The organism is Parabacteroides vesiculifaciens (genome assembly GCF_049860805.1).
Taxonomy (GTDB): domain Bacteria; phylum Bacteroidota; class Bacteroidia; order Bacteroidales; family Tannerellaceae; genus Parabacteroides.
The window spans coordinates 2085292-2111891 of the sequence record NZ_CP187555.1; the positions used below are offsets into that span (position 1 = coordinate 2085292).

The window sequence follows — 26600 nt, forward strand, 5'->3', positions numbered from 1 at the left end:
CTATTACTTTCTTTTTACTTTATACGCATGTTTTTGTCCATTCACGACTACGACAGCCATATAGACCGTACGCGCCAGATCCTCGTAGCACTCCCAACGGTAGTGCAGATACCCTCCGTTGACACTGGTTTCAGTATGACGATGTATCATCTGTCCTGCCATCGTGTAGAGATAGATACCGATCTTGTCACCCGCCTCGGTGTTCATCACAAAGTTCAGCTCACGTTCAAACGGGTTCGGATAAACCGAAATCTGCAGATCGTTTACGAAATCGAGAATGACAGGCTGCTCGATGCTACCCTGCACATTATTCACCCGGTAGTCGAACATCGGAGACGTCTCGGCAATAATCTCCCCACCCCGTTCAAGAGCGAAAGAGACAGCTTCATTCCGGTCTCCAGCAATCGAGACAAAATACAACGGCTTGCCATCATACGGGTCTTCCGTCAACAAGGCTTCGCCCCGCAACTCACCACCGACATAGGCCTGTAATTTGTCGCCTGCATAAACCGGCAAGCTCTCTGCAACCGTCGCTACAACGGACATATTGGCATCAAAGCGAGTATTCGTATAGGTCGTTCCGGATGTCACCGCTTCTCCCGAACGAGTCTGGAGGCCGCTACTTCTCAAGCCGTTTCCACCCACCATGTCGGGATAAGCAAAAGACGTACCCTCGCCATTGTTCAGCAACATATAACCTTTACCCGGTTCCATATAGGTCAAGCTTCCTAACCAACCAGTCTTCACGCCATACATCGAGAACATATTCTGCGATTTGATAATGTCACCTTCCTTGGCGCTGTAGCCAGACAAAGCCTCAGCGATCGGCAAATTGGTCATCGGCAGATAACTGATATAGTTCCATTTGGCGGCAACCGGTATCGTCAGGTCTTCCTTTTCCTTGATTGCGATACCTGAAACAGAGAGTTTCTGTGCGGCAGAAGACTGGATCAGATACATATGTTTGTTGCCGAATGCAATATCACTGCCCAACCACGTTCCGGATTCTTTGTCGTAAGCCGCAAATGTTCCTCCCGCTTCGTCTTTCACCTGCTCGTCGCCAACCAGCATTAAATTTCTCAGGATTGTCGCCATGTCAGGCGTATCGCTCTTAACATTGAAAGAAACCCAGTTCCAGCCTTCCGCCAGGTTAATATTCTGGACCACCCGTTCTTCGGCGTCGAAGACAACCGGAGTCGAAGCCGTCCCCACAATCGAGTTGCTACCGAACGTAATCGGTGAATCGCAATAGGCATCATAAACAGTACCGGTACTGGCATCCCATACGCGGAAGCTCAACGCCTCGCTACCCCTGATCTCGTTTCCATAGACGGTCAGGAACACATACCACATATCATTCTTATCCGCATACTGGTTGTTAGCAACCCCTACGCAACGGCCGCCATCGAACACGGCAATCATATCTTCGGCATCCGTCGAGAACAGTTTGTTCACACGCAGTTTACCGTAAATATTCATGTTGTATTTGAAATCAGCCGGATCGACCGCCCAGTCCGGTTGCTGGTCGAACACCTTCAAGGTCACCGGCAAGGCTTCCGAAACATTGTTATCGCCCTTCACATAGACTACCTCGTCATAGCGTCCGACATTTGTTCCTTCATCCACCGTAAAGAGGATCGTCTGGCGTCCTAACGGATCGATCGTGCCATACTCCGGATCGGCTTTCAACCAAGCCGGAAGCCCTTCGATCGTGAAGTTCTTTTCCGTACCGCCCTGGTTCTCCACATCGACCATAAAGGTCATCGGGGCATACAGTTTCTTCTCTTTCGTAACGGAAGTCTCGCTCCACTTCAACTGGTTCCGGTTGATATAGGCACTCCAGGTCACCGGACTCTGCATCAGGTTGCCATTAAGGTCGCTCACGTCCTTCACCGTAAAGTTGACCGTCGTCTTCTCCAACGCTTCAGGCGTATCCATCAGGTTGATCACCAACGCATCCTTGTTGACCACGAACGTGAACGGGATGGAAACTTCCGGCCCCTTCGCCCGTACAGGCGCTTTCTCTTCCGAAGCCAGCCTGCTACCGCCGGTAACCAAAGTCGAATCCGTCACCAAGTCTTCACCGCTGAAGACCATCTCCTGGACATTTGCACTATTCCTTATATATTTACTGAACGGCAGATACATCATCAATCCCATTTCCGAACCCTTCGGGCAAACGTTATAGTTCTTGTTGATGATCGTCGAAGGCAACGCCATGTTCCAAAGACGGAGTTCGTCAACCTGCCCTTTCAGATACATATCCGTATGGTCGACCATCTGCCCGGCTTCCGTCCAACGGCGGGCGCCTAAATAAAGGCTCGTAGCGGAGAAGCCGCCCAACTTGCCTGCATCGAAATAAGTATTCAGCGCGCCATCGAGGAATACCTGTGCATTCCCGGCATTACGGTTCACGGCAATAGCAAAATGATGCCAGCTGTCGTCGTCCCATTTTCCGGAAAGTACCTCTTCATGCCCATTATTGCGGAACACCAGCTTGTTATCGGCAAAACCGACAAACACCTTGTTACGGTTCGTGTTGTTTTCATCACCGATACCTTTTCCGTTCGATACCAAAGCGGCATCTTTCTGTCCCGGGGCAGCCTTGAACCAGAATTCAAGCGTATAATCCTGTTCGTCCGTCAACGCCAATCTGGAAGTATTGACACCCACGACCGTATCTCCTCTGAAGGAGAGAGACAGCCCGGCGAGCGTACTCCAATCGGCGCCATAGATCCATGCCGTAGCCCCTTGTGCCTTGTCGGTCACACGGTCACCCTTGCCGTCATTCATCGGATAGTAGGCAAGCATTCCCGCTTCCTGTCCGGTATAGATGGTCAGTTTGTTCGCCATGATATTGTTCGCACTTACCACTTTGTTCCAAACACGGGCTTCGTGCATCTTGCCGGCAAAATAGCTGTCGCCCCTCACACTGCGCCCGAACTGCATCGGCCCGATCGAAGTGTTCGATTCGGTGGTCTGTACCCCGGCGATCACTTCCACTCCTCCGAAATAGGCGGAGAGCTGGCGGTTGGAGGCTTTATAGGTCATAGAGACATGCGCCCAATCAGTCGTTTTGAAGCTCTGAGGCTTGGAGGCATACGTCTTTCCTCCGATGCTTACCTGGATCGAATTGTCGGCGCCGATCGAGAGTTCCAGCGAGTTGGTTGTCGTCCCGTGGCTGAACAGCGTCATCTTCTGTCCGAGTGCGGATGGCAATACCCACATTTCGACCGATACATCTTTGTTAGACAGGTTGCGTTCCGCTTGTGTCGCCAAGTAAGAAGAAGCACCATCGAAAGTCAGCGATGTACTGTGGTCGCCATTCGAACCGTTGCGCACGGCTGTCACCTGGAAGTTCTTCACGTCGGTCATATAGCCTTCGGCAATCTCTTCGTTGAAGTTCAGCCGGATTTCGTCTTCGATGCCCAACACACCGTCGGCAGGCTGGATATTACCGAACACAACCGGGCGTTTGGTGTCTTTCACACCGGAGATAACCGGAGAAGACTTCGTTACGAATTCGTTGCCTACTTTGCTGAACGTCACGGCACGGATGTCGTACTTCTGGTCTTCAGCACCATAGAAACGGGTCGAGATAGTCGCCCCCTCGATCATCGCCTTCTCGCCGGAAGCTGCTTTATAAGGGACAGAGTCATTGAAGAAACTGCAAATATTCGTCCAGTCCTTATCGGAACCGGAAGACGGCTTATACTGGATTTCGATATGGTCGAAGCCTGTAAAGTTCACGTCAAACCCATCGATCGACAGCGGCATATAATACTTGCCGGAAGTCGAATCGAGCGAAGACTGCGTATTCAGCGTCCATTTATCCGTCGGAGTCTTGATGTTGATATCGGAAGACGAAGGGATAAAATGGGCGGAGATGTAGACGGTGTCGGCGATGTCGGCCAAGAAATCATTCGGATCCGACTGGCATTGTGATTTCAGTACTAAGGCTAGATTTTCATAATCGTATTCCGTTCCACGACCTACTTCCAATACTTTATTGAGGACATCACCAAACGGAACCTCGATAGCACGTCCATCGCTCAACGGAACTCCATCTATTGAGAATTTCGCACCATGCTGATTCTGCCAATCAACAATAGCCAAGGTATACACACCTGCAGACTGTGTTTCAGATTCCGTGTACATTTTCAAATTATACTTGGCTGTCTGGTCAGACGGGATATTGCTTATAACCGGATTATCGACCATCAATACAGGTTTCTCTATCTGCATCGTTGCCTCATCCAAAGTAGTACCCGGACGATAATACTTTGTCACCCGCTTATCTTCATACGGACAGGAAGTTGCTCCACCCCGCGTACGGAAAATAAAAGTACCGTACTGCTGTTTGGATATCAATCCCAAATTCTTTTTCTCTTCCCAGTTTTTCTGAATGCCTTCAGTCCACTTTTCATTAAACTCATCACTTTTGTTAGAGACCCGATACACATCCACACTCAGATAATCGGTATCTCCTTCATCTGCCAGCACAAAACCAGACGTACGGTCTTTCTGTTCTGTCCCGTTCCATTCGTGCCCGCCAGTTCCGAATCCCAATTCCTCAACGTTTACAGACATACCGGCTTTATTAAAAGAGAAACCTAATTCGGTTGCAACACCGGCACCTGCCATAAAACTATATGTATAGGCAGAATCCTGTACATAAGAATAAGCTTCAGAGTATTCGATCGGTGAACCTGCCTGGAAAGAATAGTTTTGAACCTTGTCTTTCGCTTCCAGTTTTTCCCTCTCGTTTTGCGTTAATACCCTTACCCACTCTTTTATAGACTGATTCAACGTAAAAATTGTATCACCCGAAGTGGAAGCCGTTCCTCCTTCAGGAGCGAATACTTTATAATGTAAATAAGGTTTATATTGGGAATCGTTATATTTATCCGTTCCTATATAGTTACCCCTTGCATCCACATTATCTTTTCCATAATCCGTATCAGTCGAATCCAACAAAGACAAATAGACGAAATTACCTGTATTATTAGCTCTCCTTTGCGCTTCCGCTTCAGTAATATTGGTAATCAGGTAGGAATTCCTCAACTTCTCTATATTTGGAATCAGCATTTGTTCAATATGGACTTGCGGATATGCAAACAATGTTGCGAACTTCGTATCTACAGCTAATGCCGTATTGCTGACCAAATAATATTCGTCATCATCCGTCTTGGCAACCACGGTTAAACTACCACCAGCTTCTAATGCACTGGATGCTTCATACAGTTTCTTCGGCATAATCCCAATATTAAACGCCGGGCCATAGACTACGTTATTAGTCGTCCCTACAAATACATCGCCATCCGCGCCGACATAAAGAGGATCATCACTCGTCTGGTAACGGCTGGTCATCTGGATTTCATATGATGTCGCATTGGAATTGCCACTTTCAGCCGACTGCCTAACGATAGCAGAAACCGAGTTGTCAAATTCCGTCTCATTAATTGCGAAAGCTCCCACACCGACTCCGGTAATCACACTGGCACCCAATAGTGCAGAAGTTGATTCTTCTCCTTCATGCGCTTTTCCGGTAGAAGTCGAATAGCTGTACGACATCGTTTCCCCTTCTTCTATATATGAATAACTGTTGCTTCCGGGAGGATCTCTCAAAATATTGAGCAAGCGGATCGGACCGGCAGTCACAAAGTCTTTCCCTTTGCTCTTGTGCCCGATCAGGAATGCCTTTATTTGTGGGGCTTGTACATTTGCCCCATCTATAGTCATAGACATATCCAATGTGCGCAATGCACTTTCTCCGGTTAACGAAAATGGCACATTGTCCACATCTATACTGACAACAGCTTTTCCATTTTCGTCCAATGTAGCAGTTGTAGGTGCCGAAGTGGTTTTAAAACCATTTGAAATCATCACTTCACCTCCTTGGACATCCACCGGGTCGACAGTCCCGTTCTTATCATTGTTATAATAATAATCCTCATGGGCAGACACCCTCATTTGATAAGTTGCCGCGTGAAATATAGGATAGCCAAACAAATACTTCTTCGCTTCTTTATCATATAAGGACACATTCTCATTTTCTCCTACCACATTTTGGGCCGTATATTCCGTATCGCCAAAATAGTCCACTTCTTTTCCATACTCATACTGCTTGAATGTCAAAGTAGTACCGGCACGGTAAATCCTATTATAAGATTCATTATACGTAACCCGATCCGTGTTACCCGTTTTTTCATCCGTATATTCGGATTCCTTCTCGGTGAATGTATTTGTCAAATCAATCGTTTCCATAGAAGTTCCATTAGGGAATAACGTCGAATATCCCTTAGCGGAGACCTCATTCACCTGGTAGGCGACCGGATATAAATAGGCGACATATTCGCCGGTTTCCCCATTCGGGCTGATCGTTATAGCCTGTTTATCCATTTTAACATGGTTGGCGTATTTAGGATTATGATGAACCTCGTTTGTTTCGACCGGTGTCTCCGAATCGACAATATAGGAGGTTTTATCATCTTTCAAAGACAATACGATCTTCAACTCATCTCCTAAATTATTCTTCGAGAGTGAAAAACCGAGCGGATAATTTCCTTGTACCGTTCCTCCGGCCACACGTCCGATCAGCTTGACCTTCGTCTGATCCCAGAAACGAATATCCGCCAACGGCTGCTGATAGTTCAGATTTGTCCCGTCCGAATTAACGAGCACACCATCGTTCAGGAACGTATGGTTCGTCAATACCGCCTGCACCTTTTGGGAGCCAGTCGGCACGCTAAATTCAAACTTACCGGCCTTATCACTCTTGATTACCTCTCCGCTCCCATTGACAACCGTTTGCCCGTTGATCTTGAACATAACACCCGGTACGGGTATCGTACTGTTCTCATAAAAGATATACCCCTCGATCTTGATAGCCGAATTATCCTTGAAATCTTGCCCTGACACTGCCGTAGCCGACCCTCCGATCACCACGGTACTCGATTTCGGGTTAAACGAATGGTTCGGATAACTCGGAGTCAACGTATAAGTACTTCCGACACCTTTATAAGGAATGCCGGAAATGGTATAGACACCATCCGTACCGGTTATGCCGATCAAGGCAAGTTGTGACGATGTCGGTATTTCAGCCGAAGCGGAACCGACCGTGGCATTCACGATCGTGCAATGATGGGCATTGTAGGTCGAAGAATAGTAAGAAATATCATAACACTCATCTAACACGCCATCGTCCAAACGCCAATAGGCCATCAGGCCGTTTTCGTTGCCGACCAGCACGCGGTTAAACGTCTGGTTGATGTCTCCCCGACCCAGCGCCCTGTTCCAGAGGCGTATTTCATCGACATATCCCTTGTAGCCCTTCCCGATCGTCACTTTTGTGTCAGACAAAGAGGAACGTGTAGCCGGATTCTCGGCGACAACCTTCGAAGTATCGACGTAAAGCGTCCAACTGCCGGTTGTCGAGTAAACGCCTGATATTTGTGTAAAGGCAGATGTGCCCAAAATCGTATCACAGACTACCCAAGAAGTTCCCCCATTGGCACTAAACGCCGGTTTCCCTTCCTTCAAACCTAATCGATAAACTCCTGCATCCACGACCACTGCCGTTTGATTCGCTTCGGTAGGTTTCACAAATGCTTGTACCGAGAAGTTTTCAGGCAATGCTATCTTTTCTTTCGTTACGGCATAGCTTTCCGCTGATCCCCCGAATAAGAGGCTACTTCCGGAATGTATATCCACGCCATCCAAACGAACGACAACACCCGAAACGGCATCCCCATAATCAAACGTGATCTTTCCTGACACCATACCGGTCGGGCTGCGGAAGCCACGGACGATGGCGGAAGGATTGCTCTTCACTTCACCAGCACAATCCGTCTGTGCCAATATGCGGTATTCGTAGATTTCCCCCGGATTGGCTGTTTCGTCCTTGCCTTGATAGCCGGTCTGTCCGTCAATTCCCTGGACGATACCATCGGAAATAGTCGTAAAACCTTGATCCTTATCCGTCACTTTTGCATCATAGAAACGCCTTTGTATGGCAAAACGCGAAATCGGTTTGCCATCCGTTTCCCAACTCAAGTCTACGCGGTCGGAAAAATAGCCTTTCGAAACCTGTAGCGTTTCGACCTTCCCGATCGAGACAGGCTTGATGGGGTTGCCACCATAATCCGCTTCTATCTCCGTCTGGTTCGCAAAATTCTTGTTCCCCGGTTTGACATAAGCGTAATATTTATATTCCATACAAGTGGCATATATCTTGTCATCGATGATATAAGAATATCCGTCCTCATCTATCTTGATTTGACTGTCCTCCTTGTCCAAAGTATAAGTACAAGTCGTTGTATTGTTATTCGTAACGTTCACTTGGCGGATTATGATTTTAGAGCCCTCCGTCCAAACCGTATTCTGGTCTTTATCAGTCAGTTTCCAAGCGACTTTCGCCTGTAACCCCTCTCCTTCCGTAACGTCTTTAGCTTTCAACTCAGCAAGGACTTGGTGGGAAACATGCTTCTCGATCTGGCATTGTTGCGATAGATTCCACCCCCAACTCGGTTGTTTATTTCGGCGTATACGATAATATTGCACTCCATTTACATTCTCGGCCCCGGTCTCATCTGGAAAACTGTAGTTTAGCTTGCCTGCTTCAAACGATATTGTACCGACATTTTTCGCAGAACTATAATCCGGGGTATTTGCCCTTTGGATTTCAAATTGATCACCTGTCTGACAGTTGGTTTCAGTGTTTGCTATAGACCATGTCAATAATGTATTTCCGTTATCCGCATCCTCTGCCTTGAAGTCTTTTGCCTGATGAAAAGCCGGTATGATTTTGGTCACAGAATTCTCCTTACTATTATAGTACTTGTTCAATTGATACTGCGCCCTAAAAGTATAGTCCGCTTTTATGTCTTGGATGCCAGTGTACAATGTACCGGAAGTTGCATTCGAATTCTTCCAATTCCCATTATCGCAGATTCTGATTGGCTCGGTACTCGTATTATAGGTCATTTGATATTTTCCAACTTCCGAAGAAAGTATCGGCTCCGTTAGTGTCGGTGCGCTAAATGTCCGCCCCTTAGCAGTTCCTATTTGCGACGAGGTAAGATCGGCGGCATTTTCATTTGTCGCCTTCAAAGTGAACTTCATCTCTACCCCTTCATACTCCGGCGGATAATACCAATCAAATGAAATAAAAGTAAGAGTATTTCCTGAACGGCTGATTTCATATGAAGACTGACTGTTTATTATAGATAATCCATATCTGGTTTGAATTTCACCCGTTCCGACATAGAGAGTCGCATAGGTCCAATACCAATTGGCTTCATTTTGCTCACTAGTCCAATACTTAAAGATTTCCGTTCCATTAACATACAGACGTCCATCACTCGTCCATTCATCTTTATCCTCATCATCATAAAATAAAATCTTGAAAGAGACATAACCACTCTCTCGATGATCTGTAACTGTAAAATTATCTAGATTTGTCAAATTATTATCTTGGCCGTATCCCTTCATGACCGACAAGATCATCAAGGAAAAAAGACAGAGATAATACCTTATCTTTTTAGAAGAAAAAGAGTATTCAAGTAAATGTCCATTCATATTTTCTATTGTTTTAATATCTTCATTCTTAATTATCCCGTTAATTCACCTCAGACGAACGCCGTCTCACCCCTAAGACGACACTCGTCTAAGCACTAAGACGACACTCGTCTAAGGAGTGAGACGGCCTCCGGGTATTTACAATTCGCCCGGACGTTCATCTTCGCCGCCTCCACTGGGTTTGCCACCGATGTAAATGGTGGTGCTTACGCTGCGGGGGGTTTTGAGCAATTGGGTCGTTTTGCAAAATTGCGTCGTCACCGCCAACGTGTAGGTCCCGGCCGCCAACGCTGCGGGGATCAACAATGTCAGTTCGGACGGCTTGTTGATGGCGATTTCGTCTTCTTCCAGCTTGGTCACCACACCGGCTTCGCTGGTCAGGGTTACGCCCACCGAGGGATCGTCACCCATAACCTTCAACATCGCGCCACGGACAAAGAAGTTGCGGCCTGCCGTCGCGCTGCCGTCTTTGAGCTTCGTCTTCTTGTCTTCGGTTTCGAGGATGTACATCACGTCGGACTTCATGCCAAGGATATTGACGGTGGTCCGGGCAATCTCTTCGCGGATCATCTTGTCCTGGATAAAAGAGACATAGACGGCGTTCTTGACCGGATCCCACTTGCCGCCTTCCACCACGCCGGTAAACTGGGCGACGGCACGGAAAAGGCCGGTGTTCACATTATAGCCATTCAAGATGAAACGCGCGACAATGCGCAGGAACAGAGTTACGACATGCACGAGTGTCTCCTTCTTGAGACCCGTGTCTTCGTTCTTCATCTCCTCGTAAATGGTATCGAGGTTAACACTTCCCGCCGATTCGAGCAGCAGGATTTTGTCGTCTTTGTTCTCGGAGGTGACAGTATTGTCTGCCAGCCAACCTTTCAAGGTATTCTGCATATTAAATATATTTAGGATAAGGAGTACATTCCCCTTACCGTTTATTTTTGACACTCTTGTTTCTGATTGACTCTTTGCTTCATATAGATTAAAAAGGCCGGCGTTAACCGAAATACGAACGCCGGCCTTTTCTCCATATGGAGAGAGCGGAGACTGACGTCGCATTCTCTTGAAATATATATGATAGTAATGGCCGGATGACCCCGGCCGGGTTAGTGAGCGTAAAGGAATGAATTATGCGACTAACGGGAGTGACAAAAAATACTTTGTTGTGACAATTTACCCCTTTAATCTCCGCTACAGTGGTATTCCTATCATATTAGTAGGTATTCCTATCACGGCAAGCTTTTATAGGGAGATTCTTTTTATAAAGGGAATACGGATTGCGGCAAAGAAAGGATGTGAATGTTTAGCATCTGTATTCATTTTTCATATCTTTGCAACAACAAAATAAGATATAAATGAAAACACTTTTCCCTATCATTAGCCTTTTCCTCGGCTTATTGGCAGGATGCCAAAGCACAACTCCTTCACAGGAAAACGAGCCGTCCTCCCCGAAAAACAGTATGTACACGTACAACTACATACAGTCCATCCATATCACCGACCCCCAGCGGGCGTTGGGTTTGACCGACACCGCTGAAGCAAAAGGCTTCCTGCCGGACATGAAAGCGGACTATTTGCGCTATATGATATACAGCAACAAACGCATGTATCATTTGGCCCATGAATATCTGGAAAAAGTCTTGAAGAGCGACTCCCTGCAGACAGCACCGCCCACATTGGAAATCCAAATAAAGAACGAGGCCTTGAACATCTACATGCTTTCAGCCGAATACCAAAAAGCCATGCAGCTGGCAACCGAGATACAAGACAAGGCAAAGCAGACCGGCCAAAAGCGGATAGAAAGCGACGCGCTGTTCCAAATCGGGACGATCTACCGCGAGCAAGGGCTGCTGGACAAGGCCGACACTTACATCCGGCAAGCAATCCAGATGTTGGAAAACAGCAATAACATACGGGAATTAGCCTCTCTCACCTTTATGTATGGGCAACAAATGGCCCACTATTATTATAAGAAAGAAATAGACAAGGCCATCGAGGTCGGAGAAAAAAGAGAGAAGCTGATCGACAAAATGGCTGAATTAGGAGGCGCCCCTTCCGGTTATGTGGATGAGCAATACGGCTTTTTGTTCAGCAAGATGGCTGTCTTCTATTATGCAAAAGGCCAGAAAGAAAAAGCGGCCGAAACATTCGAACGATATAACAAGACCCAATTCTCCCAAACCCCTAACGGCAAAGGTGAGGCCCTGAACTACCTGATACTGGCCGGAAAATATGACGAGGCGGCCAATTGCCTGGTACAGGAAGAAGAGTTTGTAAGCAACCAGGACAGCATCAGCAACAACTTCATCTGGTACTTGACGCGAAAGGCCGACATCGCAGCCGGTTTAGGAAATTGCAAGGCGGCCTTGAACTACAAAGACCGCATCTTAGTCCTCACCGACAGCATCATCGCACGCGACAAGCAGGATGCCGCCCTCGAACTGGCAACCCTCTACGAGACCAACCAGAAGGACGCACAGATCAGTGAGCAAAAGGCGGCACTCGACCGGCAAAAGATCATCATGTTTGCCACCATCGGCATGTTGCTGCTTGCCGGGCTTGCGATCTACCTGATAATCCGCCATCTGTATACAATCAAACGCAAGAACCGTTTCTTAGCCAAACAAATTGACAGCCAATTAGAATGCAGGGAAGAATTGTATCAGGCCAAAACCGAAATCGAACGATTGAGGCAGAAGTATGAGAATGCGCCCCAGGAAGAAAAAGAATCCGAAAGCACAAGCGAGGAAATAGAGACAAACAATGGCGACAAAGAGCAAACCAATACGGTAAGAAAGACTTTGTTTGACAAACTGGACCGCATCATCGAAGAAGAGAAACTCTATCTGGATCCGGACATCACCAGGGAACGCCTGATCAAAGAAATCCATATCTCCAAAAACGCTTTCGCCCAACTGATCCAAACCTACACCGGAACGAACTTCAGCGGATATATCAACAGCAAGCGATTGGAATATTCAATCCGCCTGCTACGGAAATACGATACCTACACCGTCGAAGCGGTAGCAATGGACTCTGGCTTCAGCAACTCCCGCAACTTCTACCGCATCTTCCGCGAGAAATTCGGCATGACACCCTCTGAATACAGGAATACATTCAAACAAGAATAGGGCACAACAATCTATCAAAAAGGGCTGTAAGCCCGACAGGACATATCTACTATGCTCTGTCGGGCTTACAGCCCTTTTTTGAAACAGCCCTTTGTTAAAGGAATTCTGTTTATCCGTTCATCGAAGCCAGGAACTCCATATTATCGAATGTCTGTTCCATACGTTTCTTGACAAATTCCATAGCCTCCATCGAGTTCATATCGGCCAGGTATTTACGCAGGATCCACATACGGTTAACCGTGCTTTCATCCTGCAACAAGTCGTCGCGGCGCGTGCTGGAAGCTGTAATGTCGACAGCCGGATAAACGCGTTTGTTTGCCAACTTGCGGTCCAACTGCAATTCCATATTACCAGTACCCTTGAATTCTTCAAAGATCACATCATCCATCTTAGAACCGGTTTCGGTCAATGCTGTTGCCAAGATCGTCAGGCTACCGCCGTTTTCAATGTTACGGGCAGCACCGAAGAAACGTTTCGGTTTCTGCAAAGCGTTCGCATCCACACCACCGGAGAGAACCTTGCCGGAAGCAGGTTGAACCGTGTTGTATGCACGGGCCAGACGCGTGATGGAGTCTAACAGGATCACAACATCGTGACCGCATTCAACCATACGCTTAGCCTTGTTCAGGACGATTTCAGCAATCTTGACGTGGCGTTCAGCCGGTTCGTCGAAAGTAGAAGCGATCACTTCCGCATCTACGCTACGGGCCATATCGGTTACCTCTTCAGGACGTTCGTCGATCAGCAGGATTATCATATACACTTCCGGATGATTGGCGGCAATCGCGTTGGCAATATCTTTCAACAGCATAGTCTTACCGGTCTTCGGCTGTGCTACGATCAAACCACGCTGTCCTTTACCGATCGGTGAAAACAAGTCTACTACACGTACGGCGATATTATCGTATACTTTCGGAGCCTTGCGGGCTGTCAGCATGAATTTTTCATCCGGGAAAAGCGGAGTCAAGTGATCGAAAGGAACGCGGTCACGAACCTCTTCAGGCGTACGGCCGTTGATCTTGTCCACTTTGACAAGCGGGAAATATTTTTCACCTTCCTTCGGAGGACGGATAGCGCCTTCCACCACGTCACCGGTCTTCAGGCCGAACAACTTGATCTGTGATTGCGATACGTAAATATCATCCGGGGAAGTGAGGTAATTATAATCGGAAGAACGCAGGAAACCATATCCGTCAGGCATCATTTCCAATACGCCGACGCCTGTCAGTATACCGTCAAACTCATACTGTTTCTCCTGCGCAGCATTGTTATTATTATTGTTGCGCTGGTTGTTATGATTATTCTGATTGTTCTGTCTGTTGTTATTCTGACGAGGATTATTCTGCTGAGGAGCCGCAGACTGTTCAGCCTGTGCCTTCGGTTCCGGCTTTGCAGGCGTAGAAGAGAAAGGGAAAAGCTGGTCGAGAACCGATTTGGTGTCCGGATGACGGAATACCACACGCTTAGGCTCTTCTGCCGTAGTTGAAGTCGTAGCAGCAGATGTTTCTACAACTGCCGGTTCTTCCGTTACCTTGGGAGCGACCTCTACCGGAAGCTCTCCGTCGCCGGATTCCACCACAACAGGAGGAAGCAACGGCTTCTCTACAGGCTTATCTGCTTTCTTAACCATTTTCTTTGCAACCGGCTTTTCTGCTTCTACCGGAGCTTTGGCTGGAGCGTCAGCTACCTGTACAGGAGCTTCGGATATAGGAGCATTAGCTGAAACCAGGTTCTTAGAAACGGTTACTTCTTCGTTTTTGGGAACAGGAACAGCAGCCGTAGCTACCTTTTCTTTCTTTTCAATACGAGTCCGTTTTTTACGTTCGGGTTGTTCAGGAGTCTCTGCAGCAACCTCTTCTACCGAAGCTTCAATGGGTGTGGCGGGAGCAGCGACCTTGGTTTTGGCATCAGCTTTAGCACCTTTAGGAGCTGTAGCTTTTGTTTTCTTAGCCTTAGTCTGCCTTTCTGCTTTCTTTGCTTCCTTTTCTTTCTCCTTTTCTGCCTGAATGCCGGCATACGAAATAGCCTGTTCGTCAAGAATTCTGTATACAAGTTCCTCTTTCTTAAGAGAACTTACTTTTTTAATACCCAACTCTTCCGCTATACTTTGCAACTCAGGAAGGAGTTTTTCATTTAGTTCTAGAATGTTATATTTTTGCATAATGCGAAGTAAATAATAAAAACGACGTACTACACGACCTGATACGGCACGCGTACAACGCAATCATTGTATCTTTTATAATTTGATAATTAATAATTTCATGTGAAAACCGGATTGTTGAGCTAATTTGAATCATTAGTAACACATCTGCGGAGTAAATCTTTGCAAATGTAATAATATTTTTACTTACTCTCGCTTTTTGTCGGAAAAAAATTCACAACTAACACACTTTTAGTTGTTTTATCCAGGCAAAAACGATTATCGGAACGCTCTCCCACAATCCAGACAACAGCGTCTCCGCTGCATAATAGCCACGCCTGTTCTTTATCGATGCGGCTGAATTTATGATCCGAAAAATAATCGCTTAATTTCTTACGTCCTTTCATGCCAAAGGGAATAAACCAATCTCCCTTCTTCCACGTACGCAAGGTAAGGGGAAAAGTCAATTTGTCGTAATCAAAATAGGCGATGTTTTTATCTTTCCGGATATGGAAATCTTCTTTAATAACAACCTTCTCGAAAGAAAGTTCAACAGGACCGGACCAGACTGTTTCATCGCCGGCCAGTGTAAATTCACAAGCCTCATCTTTTACAAGGAAGGACAACAATAAATAATCACGATCTTTTATCAACCGGTGTGTAGAAGAAAAAAAAGTTTTGCCCGATTCTTTCGTCAAGGACAAATAAATATCTTCAGCCACCGGACGGGTAAAATTATAGGCTTTGAGCAACTCATACAAAATTGCATCGGGAGACGGGTAACGCATCAGCGCGGCAATGGAAAGACGGTTTCCCTGCTCTATCACAGTATTCCTTGCTTCCTCCACCACATGCAAATAGATGGCCTCGACCGCCGACAGATGCCCGGACGTGCGGGCTATCGCATCTTTCACGGAGGGATTGATCTCTTCCAGAAGCGGAAGAACACGCAGGCGGATAAAATTACGGGTATAGGCATCGGAGAGGTTCGTACTGTCTGTCACATACGTCAAGCCGCGTTCGGCTAACCAGTCCAGAATATCTTCGCGACTCACGGCAAGCAAAGGACGCACCACAAAACCATTCTTAGGACGAATCCCGCTCATTCCCCGGATACCGGTTCCGCGTACCAGATTCATCAAAAGCGTTTCCACGCTATCGTCACGATGATGGGCCACGGCTATAGCTTGCGCCCCGGTTACAACCCGTTGCTCTTCGAACCAGTCATACCGTAGTTCACGGGCGGCCATTTCGATGGAAATATGCCGGGCGGCCGCGTATTTCGGGGTATCGAAGTCCGTCTTCAGAAAAGGGACATCCAGTTTTCGAACATACCCGCTCACAAACTGTTCGTCACGCATGGATTCGTTTCCCCGCAGATGAAAATTACAATGTGCCGCAATACAGGAATAGCCCGACTCGACCAAAACGGTGAGTAAGGCTATTGAATCTGCTCCGCCGCTTACACCGACCAAAACCGGACGGTTTTCCGTAAGCAACTGATATTTCTCTATATATGCACGGACAATGTCGCGCATCCGATTATTCTTCTACACCTGCCAATTCAGGGTCGATCATGATACGACCGCAGTATTCGCAAACGATAATTTTTTTACGCAACTTGATATCCAACTGTTTCTGAGGCGGAATCTTGTTGAAGCAACCACCGCAGGCACCACGCTGTACATATACGACAGCCAGACCGTTACGAGCCCCTTTACGGATACGTTTGAAAGCAGTCAACAGACGCGGTTCGATATTTGTTTCCAGTTTCTTTGCTTTTTCGCGCAGCCTTTCTTCGTCCTGTTTGGTTTCGGAAATGATCTGTTCCAACTCGCTCTGCTTCTGAACCAGGTCAGCCTTACGGCCTTCCAGTCTTTCAGACAGTTCGGCGATCTCTCCCTTCTTCAGGTTGACAGCTTCACCGAATTCACGAATCTTCTTTTCAGAGAACTCGATTTCAAGTCCCTGGAATTCTATTTCTTTTGACAAGTTGTCGAACTCACGGTTGTTACGCACGTTATCCAACTGCGTTTTATATTTTTCAATCAGACCGGTTGACTCCGTAATCTTATGTTTCTGTTCTACAACAGCATTCTCAAAGTCTTTAATTTCTGACTGATAGTTCTGAAGACGTGTTTCCAGACCTGCGATCTCATCTTCCAGGTCCTGTACTTCCAAAGGAAGTTCGCCGCGAAGTGTTTTGATCTTATCAATTTCAGTCATCATCGTCTGAAGCTGATACAGCGTAGAAAGCTTTTCTTCAACTGTAATCTCTTTTTCAGCTGATTGTTTATCTGTAGCCATTCTATAAATATTTTACCGGGTTTGAATTAACATTCGAAAAATGTACGGCAAAGGTAGGGAATTTTTTCGATATTATGTTATAAAAGATGTCTTTTGTACAGACTTCACTTTCATAATGACCTATAACCGCCAGCAGAATCCGGTCTTCCACATCGTAAAAGTCATTATATTTAGCCTCTCCTGTTATGAAAACGTCTGCCCCGTAGTTGATTGCGTCTTTGATCAGGAAAGCACCGCTACCCCCGCATAAAGCGACCTCCCGTATCGGTTTGCCAGTCAAGGCGGAATGCTTCACGCAACCCACCTGGAACAGTTCTTTGATCCGTTGCAGGAAAACCAGTTCGCCTTCTTCTTCGGGCAACTCTCCCACTATCCCCGAACCGACCTGATCCCAAGCATTATCCAATGGGTAGAAATCGAATACCGGCTCTTCATAAGGATGGACGGAAAGCAAAGCTCGGGTTACCGTCGATTTACGGAAGGCAGGCAATATCGTTTCGATACGGACTTCCGGTTCCACATGCAACTCACCCACTTCGCCACAGAACGGGTTCGTCCCTTCGCCGGCACGGAAAGTTCCGCTACCGGGCAGGTTGAAGCTACAGGAATCATAGTCGCCTATAGCTCCGGCTCCCGCATTGAACAAAGTTGTCCGCACCAGATCGGCATAGGCTTCCGGCACAAAGGTAACCAACTTCAGCAAAGCCCCCTTTTGAGGGCTTAGTACACGCACATTTTCCAGCCCGATCAGTTCCGCCAGACGGAAGTTCACGCCTCCCGCCGCATTATCGAGGTTCGTATGGGCGGCGTAGATCACCAGGTCATACTTGCATGCTTTCATCATGCACCGCTCGATATAGGTCGAACCGGTCAGAGATTTGAACGCTTTAAAGGCCAGAGGATGATGAGAGACAATCAGGTTACACCCCGTCTCTATCGCCTCGTCCACAACCTCTTCGGTAACGTCGAGGCAAAGAAGCGCACCGGTAGCAGGCTGGTTCACATCACCGACCTGTACACCTGCATTGTCAAAGCTTTCCTGCAATGGCAACGGAGCATATTGCTCGATTTCTTTCAGTATATCCTTAACCCGCATCTTACTTTATAATTTATCAATGTACCAATGTGCCAATTGTAAAATTGCCTTTTCATTGGCACATCGGTACATTATCATATTAGCTCATTATTTATTTTCAGGCATAATTCTTCCAACTGCGAATCATCCAGCTGTCCGGGTGCATCCAGCATGACATCGCGGCCGGAGTTGTTTTTCGGGAACGCGATGCAATCGCGGATAGAATCCAGGCCGGCAAACAGAGACACCCAACGGTCCAGACCATAAGCCAGACCACCGTGGGGAGGTGCACCATATTTGAAGGCATTCATCAGGAAGCCGAAGCGTTCCTGTGCCTTTTCTTCGGTGAAGCCCAGCAACTGGAACATCTTATCCTGCAATTTGCTGTCATGGATACGGATAGAACCGCCCCCCACTTCGACACCATTGATCACCATGTCGTATGCGTTCGCGCGAACGGCTCCCGTATCGCTATCCAGCAACGGAATATCTTCGGGTTTAGGAGAAGTAAACGGATGGTGCATTGCATAGAAACGCTGGTCTTCTTCGCTCCACTCGAACAGCGGGAAGTCGATCACCCACAGGCAAGCAAACTTGTTCTTGTCACGCAAGCCTAACTGACCGGCCACTTCCAGACGCAATTCGCAAAGCTGTTTGCGAGTCTTCATCGCGTCGTCGCCGGAAAGGATCAGGATCAGGTCGCCCGGTTTTGCACCGAAGGCTTCCTTCATCTGCTGCAACACTTCCTGCGTATAGAATTTGTCTACGCTCGACTTCACATTGCCGTCGGCTTCCACACGGGCATATACCATGCCCTTTGCACCGATCTGCGGACGTTTCACAAATTCGGTCAGCGCATCCAGTTGCTTACGCGTATAAGAGGCTGCCCCTTCCGCACAGATACCACCGATATAGGCAGCGTTATCGAATACGGAGAAACCGTGTCCCTTCAGGATGTCCATCAGTTCGACGAACTTCATATCGAAACGCAGGTCCGGCTTATCGCTTCCGTAATACTTCATGGCATCGTGCCAGGTCATACGCGGGAAAGCATCCTTTATATCAACGCCACGGATCACTTTGAACAGGTGCTTGGCCATTCCTTCGAAAATGTTCAACACATCTTCCTGCTCCACGAAGCTCATTTCGCAGTCGATCTGTGTAAATTCGGGCTGTCGGTCCGCACGCAGGTCTTCGTCACGGAAACACTTCACAATCTGGAAATAACGGTCGAAACCGGAAACCATCAATAACTGCTTCAAGGTCTGCGGAGACTGCGGCAATGCGTAGAACTGTCCGGGATTCATGCGGGAAGGTACGACAAAGTCGCGTGCCCCTTCAGGCGTAGAGTTCACCAGCACCGGAGTTTCCACTTCCAGGAACCCCTGCTTATCCAGATAGTTACGAACCTCGAAAGCCATACGATGGCGCAGTTCAAGATTCTTGCGGACCGCATTACGGCGCAAATCCAGATAACGGTATTTCATACGCAAGTCGTCGCCTCCGTCCGTATCGTCTTCAATCGTAAAAGGAGGAGTCACGGCAGCATTCAGGACGTTCAATTCTGAAACGATGATTTCGATCTCACCGGTAGGGATATTCGGATTTTTGCTGGAACGTTCGCGAACGGTTCCTGTTACCTGTATAACATACTCGCGTCCCAGTTTATTTGCTTTCTCACAAAGAGCGGCATCTACTTCCTGGTTAAACACCAATTGTGTAATACCATAACGGTCGCGGATATCCACGAACGTCATACCACCCATCTTACGGGTTTTCTGTACCCAGCCGGCCAACGTAATCACCAAGCCTTCATCGGCAAGGCGCAGGTCGCCACATGTTCTTGTTCTATACATATGATATGGATTAAACTATTATTTTCAAACTATGGCTGCAAAGATAATAATATATAAGGATGTTATTGCCAAATGCACCGAAAAACCGGACTGCGGCACCTAAATATTTTATCGCAAAAAGAGTTTCACAAGTATGAAACGAAAGGTTCCCTTACATGAAACGAAGGTTTCTCTTGCATGAAACAAAAGTTCCCTGCCGATGAAACCAAAATTCCATCGGCAGGGAACATCTCTTATCCGGTATCCTATTAATGTTTGCTTTCCAATGTGAACCGCAACGTCCCGGCGTTCACCAGCTCCTGCTGCGAGATCGTATAGCCTTTCAGCTTCTTTCCACCGGCTGTCACCTCCTCGATATAAATATCATCCGGTGTCCGGTGGACGGATTCGATCACCAGGCTACCTTTCGGATAGAACTTTTTGTCTAAGCTGATCGTCACCTTGTCGAAGGTCGGAGAGGTCAGTACATAATCCAGATCGCCGGGGCAAGCCGGGTAGAATCCCATCATCGAGAAGATCGCCCAGGTCGACATCGTACCCGTATCGTCGTTGCCGGGAAGTCCGTTCGGGGCATTATGATAGTATTTGCCCAACAGTTCACGGACCAGTTTCTGCGTACGCCAGGCTTCTCCCTTGAAATAGCTGAACAGGTAGGGATAGGCAATATCCGGCTCGTTTGCCATATCATAGTAGCCCTTGTCGAAGACCATCTGCAATTTATCGACAAACTTCTTCTGTCCGCCCATCAGTTTGGCAAGGCCTTTGATGTCGTGAGGGACATAGAACGTGTAATTCCAGGCATTTCCTTCATGGAAGCCGGGACTCGGCTCGAAGTTTTCCCCCTGCTTCGGATCGAAAGGAGAATAGAACGTGCCGTCGGGCAGGATCGGACGAAGCGTGCCGAATTCTTTGCTATAATAATGTTTATAGCCCATGGCGCGCTCACGGAACAACTTGGCGTCTTCCTTCTTTCCCAACGCATCCGCCAACAACGATAAATTCCAGTCGGCAATATAATATTCCAGTGCATGTGAAACCGAATTGTCATATTGTTCGCGCAAGGCGACGTAACCTTTGCTCATATAATCGTTATTGTCCGGGCGAAGCAGGTTAAATTCACCGGGAGTCGTAGCGCCTTTGCGCATACCTTCGTAAGCAGTCTCGATATCGTAATCGCGCAGGCCGCGCATATAGGCATCCACGATATACGGGATAGACGGGTCGCCTTCCATGGTCAGCGTCTCGCGTCCGTACAGTTCCCACTTCGGAAGCCAGCCGCTTTCCTTATACATGTCGATCATGGTGCGGATGATGTCGAGTTGCTTTTCCGGATAGAGCAACGTCATCAACGTACTCACATTGCGATAGGTGTCCCAGAGTGAAAAGACCGTATAACGGTTCCCGTCCGTATGACCGACTTTCAGGCTTTCCATCATCGGATATTCACCGTTCACATCCTGGATGATATTCGGATGGATCAGCAGGTGGTACATGGCGGTATAGAAGATCGTCTTATCGTCGTTCGTCCCGCCTTCCACCATCACGCGCGACAGATCGTCGTTCCACATTTTGCCGGCAGCCGCACGCACCTTTTCGAAATTGAAATCCGGCTGTTCGGTTTGCATATTCAGACGTGCATTCTCGATGCTGACAAACGAGACGCCCATTTTTACTTCGATCGATTCGTTTTCCTCGGTGTCATACTTGAACCAGACGCCGATATCGTCGCCGCTCATCTCCCGGTCGTACTTCGTGTATAATTTATATTTACCGGAATAGGCATCCCATTCGGCCTCCACTCCCTTCATCTCGCGCTGCTTCTTCCAGTAGCCGGCCTGTTTGGGGGCTTTGCTTAGCTTCATCACGAAATAGATCGGGAAAACGGCTTGCGGGTTATAACAGAATGTACCGAGCAGTTTGCTCCCCTCTATCTCCGTATCGCTCACCATACGGACGGTTGCACCGGTTTCATTGGTCAGCCCTTCACCCAAGTTCAAGAGGATATTCCCCTGCCCTTTCGGGAAAGTGAATCGTGTCAGGCCGGTGCGCATGGAGGCGGTAGCTTCTGTCTTGATGTTATATTTCGTCAGGATATTGCTGTAATAGCCGGGATGAGCCACCTCGTTCTTATATTCGCTACCGTATTCGTGATAATCCACATTCAGTTCCCCGGAAGTAGGCATCAGCAACAGGCTTCCCAATTCGGGGCAACCGACACCGCTCAGGTTCACATGCGCGTAGCCGGTGAAGAAATTATTATCCGACGAATAAGGGGTGGACCACCATTGGCTGTCCTTGTCGAATTTATTACTTTTCGACCCCATCACATTGAACGGTGTAACACTCATCATTCCCTGGGGGCAGATCGCACCGGGATTGGTCGTCCCGTAGTTACTTGTCCCGATAAACGGGTTCACATAATCTACCGGCTGTTGCGCGGAAACCAGCGCAGAACAACAACTCAATAGAAAAGAAAACAACAATCTCTTCATATCACAACTATTATTTATTAATTCTGAATTCTTAATCTACCATACGACTATCTCATCCGCAAAAATGAAACCGGGATTCGCCCTTGGCGCTTTCAAACGGACATAGCGGGCATTCCAGTTGCCGTCGAACGTATATTCCTGGAACAAGAGATTCGGATCGTCTGCCGGAATCGTTGTTGGAACAATCCCGCGGGAAATAAAGTTCTCACCATCGTCGGAAGTCAGCAGTTCTACCTGTCCGGGCTGGAACACCCCCGGACCGATCAGTTGCATGAAACGGATGGACACTTTATGGATATCCGTCTCCTCTTCCATATCGATCACACAGTCCAGGTCATCCAAATAGCCTTGCCAACGTCCGTCCAGATAAGTCAAGCCACCGCGGTAACCGTCCAACAGAGCGTTCATTCCTCCGGCCATATAGCCTTTGTAGAGCTTACTATTATAATGTATAGGTTTATTGATGGCCCGATGGTAATCCACCTTTTTTTCAGTCGGTGTTCCCTGAAGCACTCCGTCGTGGAAAATAGCGGCTTTGATATGAGCGGAATCGTGCACGACTATCGGTCCGGCATAAAGGGCGGAAGAGGCAACCGGGACAGAACCGTCTGTCGTGTAGCGGACTTCCGCCGGATATTTCTCGGCATCCAGTATGACTTTTATCTTTCTGCCTGCCGTATCGACCTGCATGGTCACTTCCAGTTCGTCTGAAAGCGTGAATGTATGGATACCCATTCCTTGTAATTGGGAGATATGAGCATTCATGCGAGGCTTGAAATCCTCCCATGTCCGCAATTCCTGAGGAGTCCACCCTATCTCGGCTACGGCAAGGGCACGCGGGAACATCATATATTCCAGATGTTCGGGTGTCTGGATATACTCGGTCCAGGTATTGGCCTGTACCCCCAAAATATGCTGGCATTCCTCCGCCGTCAACGAGTCTGCCGGGATAGGATCATAGCTATACACTTTCTTTATCGGCGTATAGCCACCGATGGCATAGGGTTGTGTCTTCGGATCGGCTTGGTAGAAATCCAAATACATATAATTACCCGGCGTCATCACCACATCATGTCCCATCCGGGCCGATTTGATCCCACCGTCTTCTCCCCGCCACGACATGACAGTCGCTTCGGGAGCCAGGCCGCCTTCCAGGATCTCGTCCCAACCGATCAGCTTGCGGTCCTTCGATATCAGAAACTCTTCAGCTCTGTGAATCATATAGCTCTGAAGTTCGTCCACGCTCTTCATCCCTTTTTTCTTCATCAGGGCCTGGCATTTCGGACATTTTTTCCAGGCGGACTTTCCTGCTTCATCGCCACCGATATGGATATACTCGGACGGGAAAAGATCGATCACCTCCGTCAATACATCTTCCATAAAAGTAAACGACTGCTCATTGCCGATACAAAAATCGCCGTTCTGGTAAGGCTTACCGGAACAACTCAGTTCGGGATAGGCCATCAGGACCTCTTCGGAATGTCCCGGAAATTCTATCTCCGGTATTATATTAATATGTTTGGAGGCTGCATGCTTCACTATTTCCCGGATGTCCTCTTTCGTATAATAACCGCCGTAAGCGCCCGGCGTTCCTTCCGGCAAATACTTACGATCGCGTCCGTCCCACCACTTCCGCCAATCCGACTCGGTGCGGAAAGCAGTCTCGGTAGTAAGTTTCGGATATTTGTCTATCTCGATACGCCATCCTCCGGCATCCGTCAGATGCATATGCAAGGTGTTCAACTTGTAAAAAGACATCACATCCAGCAATTTCATCACTTCTTCTTTGGAAAAGAAATGCCGGGAAACATCTAAATGCAATCCCCGGTACTCGAAGCGGGGATTATCCAGTATAGAAACACAGGGCACTCCCCCTCCGGCATACAACTGGCGTAACGTTTGCATCCCGTAAAACAAACCGTCCGGCGAACCTGCACGCAGATCGATTCCTTTAGCCGTCACATCCAACTGATACCCTTCCGGGCTACCAGACCAGGCGTCATCGATCATAGCATCGACATTCCGGGGAGATTGCCCGCCGAATAAAGCGAGACTATCGATCTGAAAAGTTCCTCCGGTCATTGTCATCTGTACCGGTTTGGGAATAAGATTCACCTGCTGGACTTCCTTCGGAGCGCAGGCAACCAATAGTAACGAACAGGCAACAGCCAGCCCGGTTACACAATTGCGAGACTGTTTTGGCAGTAACATAAATATTTAGTTTAGTGTGTTTAATTCTTAGAGGGTAAATATACGAAGAAAAAACAGACAACCTCTTGTTTCGGAAATAAAACATAGGTGTTTCGAAAAAAGGGTATCAGGGAAAATAAAAGAAAAGGCTCTCCCCGAAGGGAAAGCCTCTCTTATGTAAAGAAAGCCGCACCGTAGATATGAACAAACTCCGTATGACAGGATTTGAGTGCTTTGCCATCTTTGTAATCCGCCGTGCTAAGCATGCCCCGAAGGGTGCGGCCCGCCATTGACGACAAGAGCTGTGTCTCGGAATTAAAATAAACTGATGAGTTTCCCAATCGAACATGTGCGGCTAACTCATTTTTCTTATCACAAAGATAAGTAATAGGTATGAAACCACCAAACTTTTTATCATAAAAAAAAGAGCTCCAAAATGAAGCTCTTTTCCTATTGCTATATATTGTCAATTACTTAACTTTAGCAACGATTGCTTTGAAAGCTTCCGGATGGTTCATAGCCAAGTCGGCAAGAACTTTACGGTTGATTTCGATACCTGCTGCATGCAAAGCTCCCATCAGGCGAGAATAAGACATACCTTCCAGACGGGCAGCAGCGTTGATACGCTGGATCCACAATGCGCGGAAGTTACGTTTCTTGTTACGACGGTCACGGAATGCATAAGTTAAACCTTTTTCCCAGGTATTCTTAGCAACGGTCCACACGTTCTTACGTGCACCATAGTAACCACGGGTAAGTTTTAAAATCCGTTTTCTTTTTGCTCTTGAAGCAACATGATTTACTGATCTAGGCATAATACTAATCTGTTTTGAATGTTAGCGTCATCACTTTCGGATGATCTTATTTGCTAAATACATTCGGTTAATAAAAATCTTGTAAAACTCGCTTAATTAAAAAAGATTACTTCAAACCAAGCAACTGCTTAACGTTGCTTACATCTACACTGGCAACCAGACCTGTGTGAGTAAGATTTCTCTTCTGCTTTGTAGTCTTCTTTGTCAGAATGTGACTTTTAAAAGCGTGTTTTCTTTTGATTTTACCTGTTCCGGTAAGAGCGAATCTTTTTTTGGCACCGGAATTAGTCTTCATCTTAGGCATTTTCCAATATGTTTTAATTATTAAACTTTACACCCTCTATCGGGTGGTTTCTTTCTTTATTATTCAGACTCTTCAGTCTTTGGCTTGGGAGTCACGATCACCTTCTTCGCCACCGGCTTTGAAACGGCAGGCTTGGGAGCAACGGCAGCAGCCCCGGCTTTCTTCGGTGTCAGCATGATGATCATACGTTTACCTTCCAGTACCGGCAATTGCTCTACCTTTCCGAATTCTTCCAAGTCATTGGCAAAACGGAGCAGTAATACTTCTCCTTGCTCCTTGAAAAGAATGGAACGTCCTTTAAAGAACACATATGCTTTTACTTTTGCTCCTTCTTCCAGAAATCCCTTAGCATGTTTTAATTTGAAGTTGTAATCATGGTCGTCAGTCTGAGGTCCGAAACGGATCTCCTTTACGACTACTTTCACAGATTTCGCCTTCTGTTCCTTCTGGCGCTTCTTCTGTTGATAAAGGAATTTCTGATAATCAGTAATTCTACAAACGGGGGGCGCAGCATTCGGTGAAATTTCAACCAGATCGAGCCCCTGATCTTCAGCCATCTTTAATGCCTGAGAAGTAGGATAAACTCCCTGTTCTACGTTATCACCTACTAAACGAACTTCACGAACACGAATACGTTCGTTGATTCTATACTGTTCTTTCAGACTGTCATTCTTCATTCAAAAAGATTTATTCTCCTCGTTATTAGTT

At 47.3% G+C, this 26600-nt stretch carries 13 protein-coding genes; 1 reads left to right on the plus strand and 12 read right to left on the minus strand.

Annotated features, from left to right (window positions below; genetic code table 11):
- Positions 1-3 precede the first annotated feature (3 nt).
- Both ACPYIV_RS08525 and ACPYIV_RS08530 read right to left on the minus strand, forming a co-directional pair.
- Positions 4-9465, minus strand: coding sequence for a LamG-like jellyroll fold domain-containing protein (locus ACPYIV_RS08525; RefSeq protein ID WP_425886340.1), 9462 nt, complete (start codon positions 9463-9465; stop codon positions 4-6).
- A gap of 252 nt (positions 9466-9717) precedes the next feature.
- Positions 9718-10476, minus strand: coding sequence for a DNA-binding domain-containing protein (locus ACPYIV_RS08530; protein ID WP_299363627.1), 759 nt, complete (start codon positions 10474-10476; stop codon positions 9718-9720).
- Positions 10477-10937: 461 nt separating this feature from the next.
- Here ACPYIV_RS08530 and ACPYIV_RS08535 point away from each other — a divergent pair, with 461 nt between their 5' ends.
- The gene (locus tag ACPYIV_RS08535) at positions 10938-12713 is read left to right on the plus strand and encodes a helix-turn-helix domain-containing protein (protein WP_299363625.1); all 1776 of its coding nucleotides are present in this window, start codon (positions 10938-10940) and stop codon (positions 12711-12713) included.
- A gap of 109 nt (positions 12714-12822) precedes the next feature.
- Here ACPYIV_RS08535 and rho read toward each other — a convergent pair whose 3' ends face one another.
- The 10 genes from rho to infC form a co-directional block, all read right to left on the minus strand.
- Complete coding sequence (rho, locus tag ACPYIV_RS08540; RefSeq protein ID WP_425886341.1) at positions 12823-14874, minus strand: transcription termination factor Rho; 2052 nt, start codon at positions 14872-14874, stop codon at positions 12823-12825.
- A gap of 182 nt (positions 14875-15056) precedes the next feature.
- Positions 15057-16391: a tRNA lysidine(34) synthetase TilS gene (gene tilS, locus ACPYIV_RS08545; RefSeq protein ID WP_425886342.1), complete on the minus strand. Its 1335-nt coding sequence runs from the start codon at positions 16389-16391 to the stop codon at positions 15057-15059.
- Between the two features lie 4 nt (positions 16392-16395).
- Positions 16396-17160: a zinc ribbon domain-containing protein gene (locus ACPYIV_RS08550; protein ID WP_293733394.1), complete on the minus strand. Its 765-nt coding sequence runs from the start codon at positions 17158-17160 to the stop codon at positions 16396-16398.
- A 1-nt stretch (position 17161) separates the two neighbouring features.
- Positions 17162-18256: a Nif3-like dinuclear metal center hexameric protein gene (locus tag ACPYIV_RS08555; RefSeq protein WP_299363618.1), complete on the minus strand. Its 1095-nt coding sequence runs from the start codon at positions 18254-18256 to the stop codon at positions 17162-17164.
- 74 nt (positions 18257-18330) lie between these two features.
- Positions 18331-20091 (minus strand): aspartate--tRNA ligase, encoded by a 1761-nt coding sequence (gene aspS, locus ACPYIV_RS08560; RefSeq protein WP_293733396.1) that lies wholly within the window; start codon positions 20089-20091, stop codon positions 18331-18333.
- A 248-nt stretch (positions 20092-20339) separates the two neighbouring features.
- Positions 20340-22583: a GH92 family glycosyl hydrolase gene (locus ACPYIV_RS08565; protein ID WP_425886343.1), complete on the minus strand. Its 2244-nt coding sequence runs from the start codon at positions 22581-22583 to the stop codon at positions 20340-20342.
- 36 nt (positions 22584-22619) lie between these two features.
- Positions 22620-24794 carry a family 20 glycosylhydrolase gene (locus ACPYIV_RS08570; RefSeq protein WP_425886344.1) on the minus strand — a complete coding sequence of 725 codons (2175 nt, stop codon included), beginning with the start codon at positions 24792-24794 and terminating at the stop codon, positions 22620-22622.
- A gap of 449 nt (positions 24795-25243) precedes the next feature.
- Positions 25244-25588 carry a 50S ribosomal protein L20 gene (rplT, locus tag ACPYIV_RS08575; RefSeq protein ID WP_005635321.1) on the minus strand — a complete coding sequence of 115 codons (345 nt, stop codon included), beginning with the start codon at positions 25586-25588 and terminating at the stop codon, positions 25244-25246.
- 106 nt (positions 25589-25694) lie between these two features.
- The gene (rpmI, locus tag ACPYIV_RS08580; protein ID WP_005635323.1) at positions 25695-25892 is read right to left on the minus strand and encodes a 50S ribosomal protein L35; all 198 of its coding nucleotides are present in this window, start codon (positions 25890-25892) and stop codon (positions 25695-25697) included.
- Positions 25893-25951: 59 nt separating this feature from the next.
- Positions 25952-26569 carry a translation initiation factor IF-3 gene (gene infC, locus ACPYIV_RS08585; protein ID WP_300427909.1) on the minus strand — a complete coding sequence of 206 codons (618 nt, stop codon included), beginning with the start codon at positions 26567-26569 and terminating at the stop codon, positions 25952-25954.
- Positions 26570-26600: the final 31 nt, after the last annotated feature.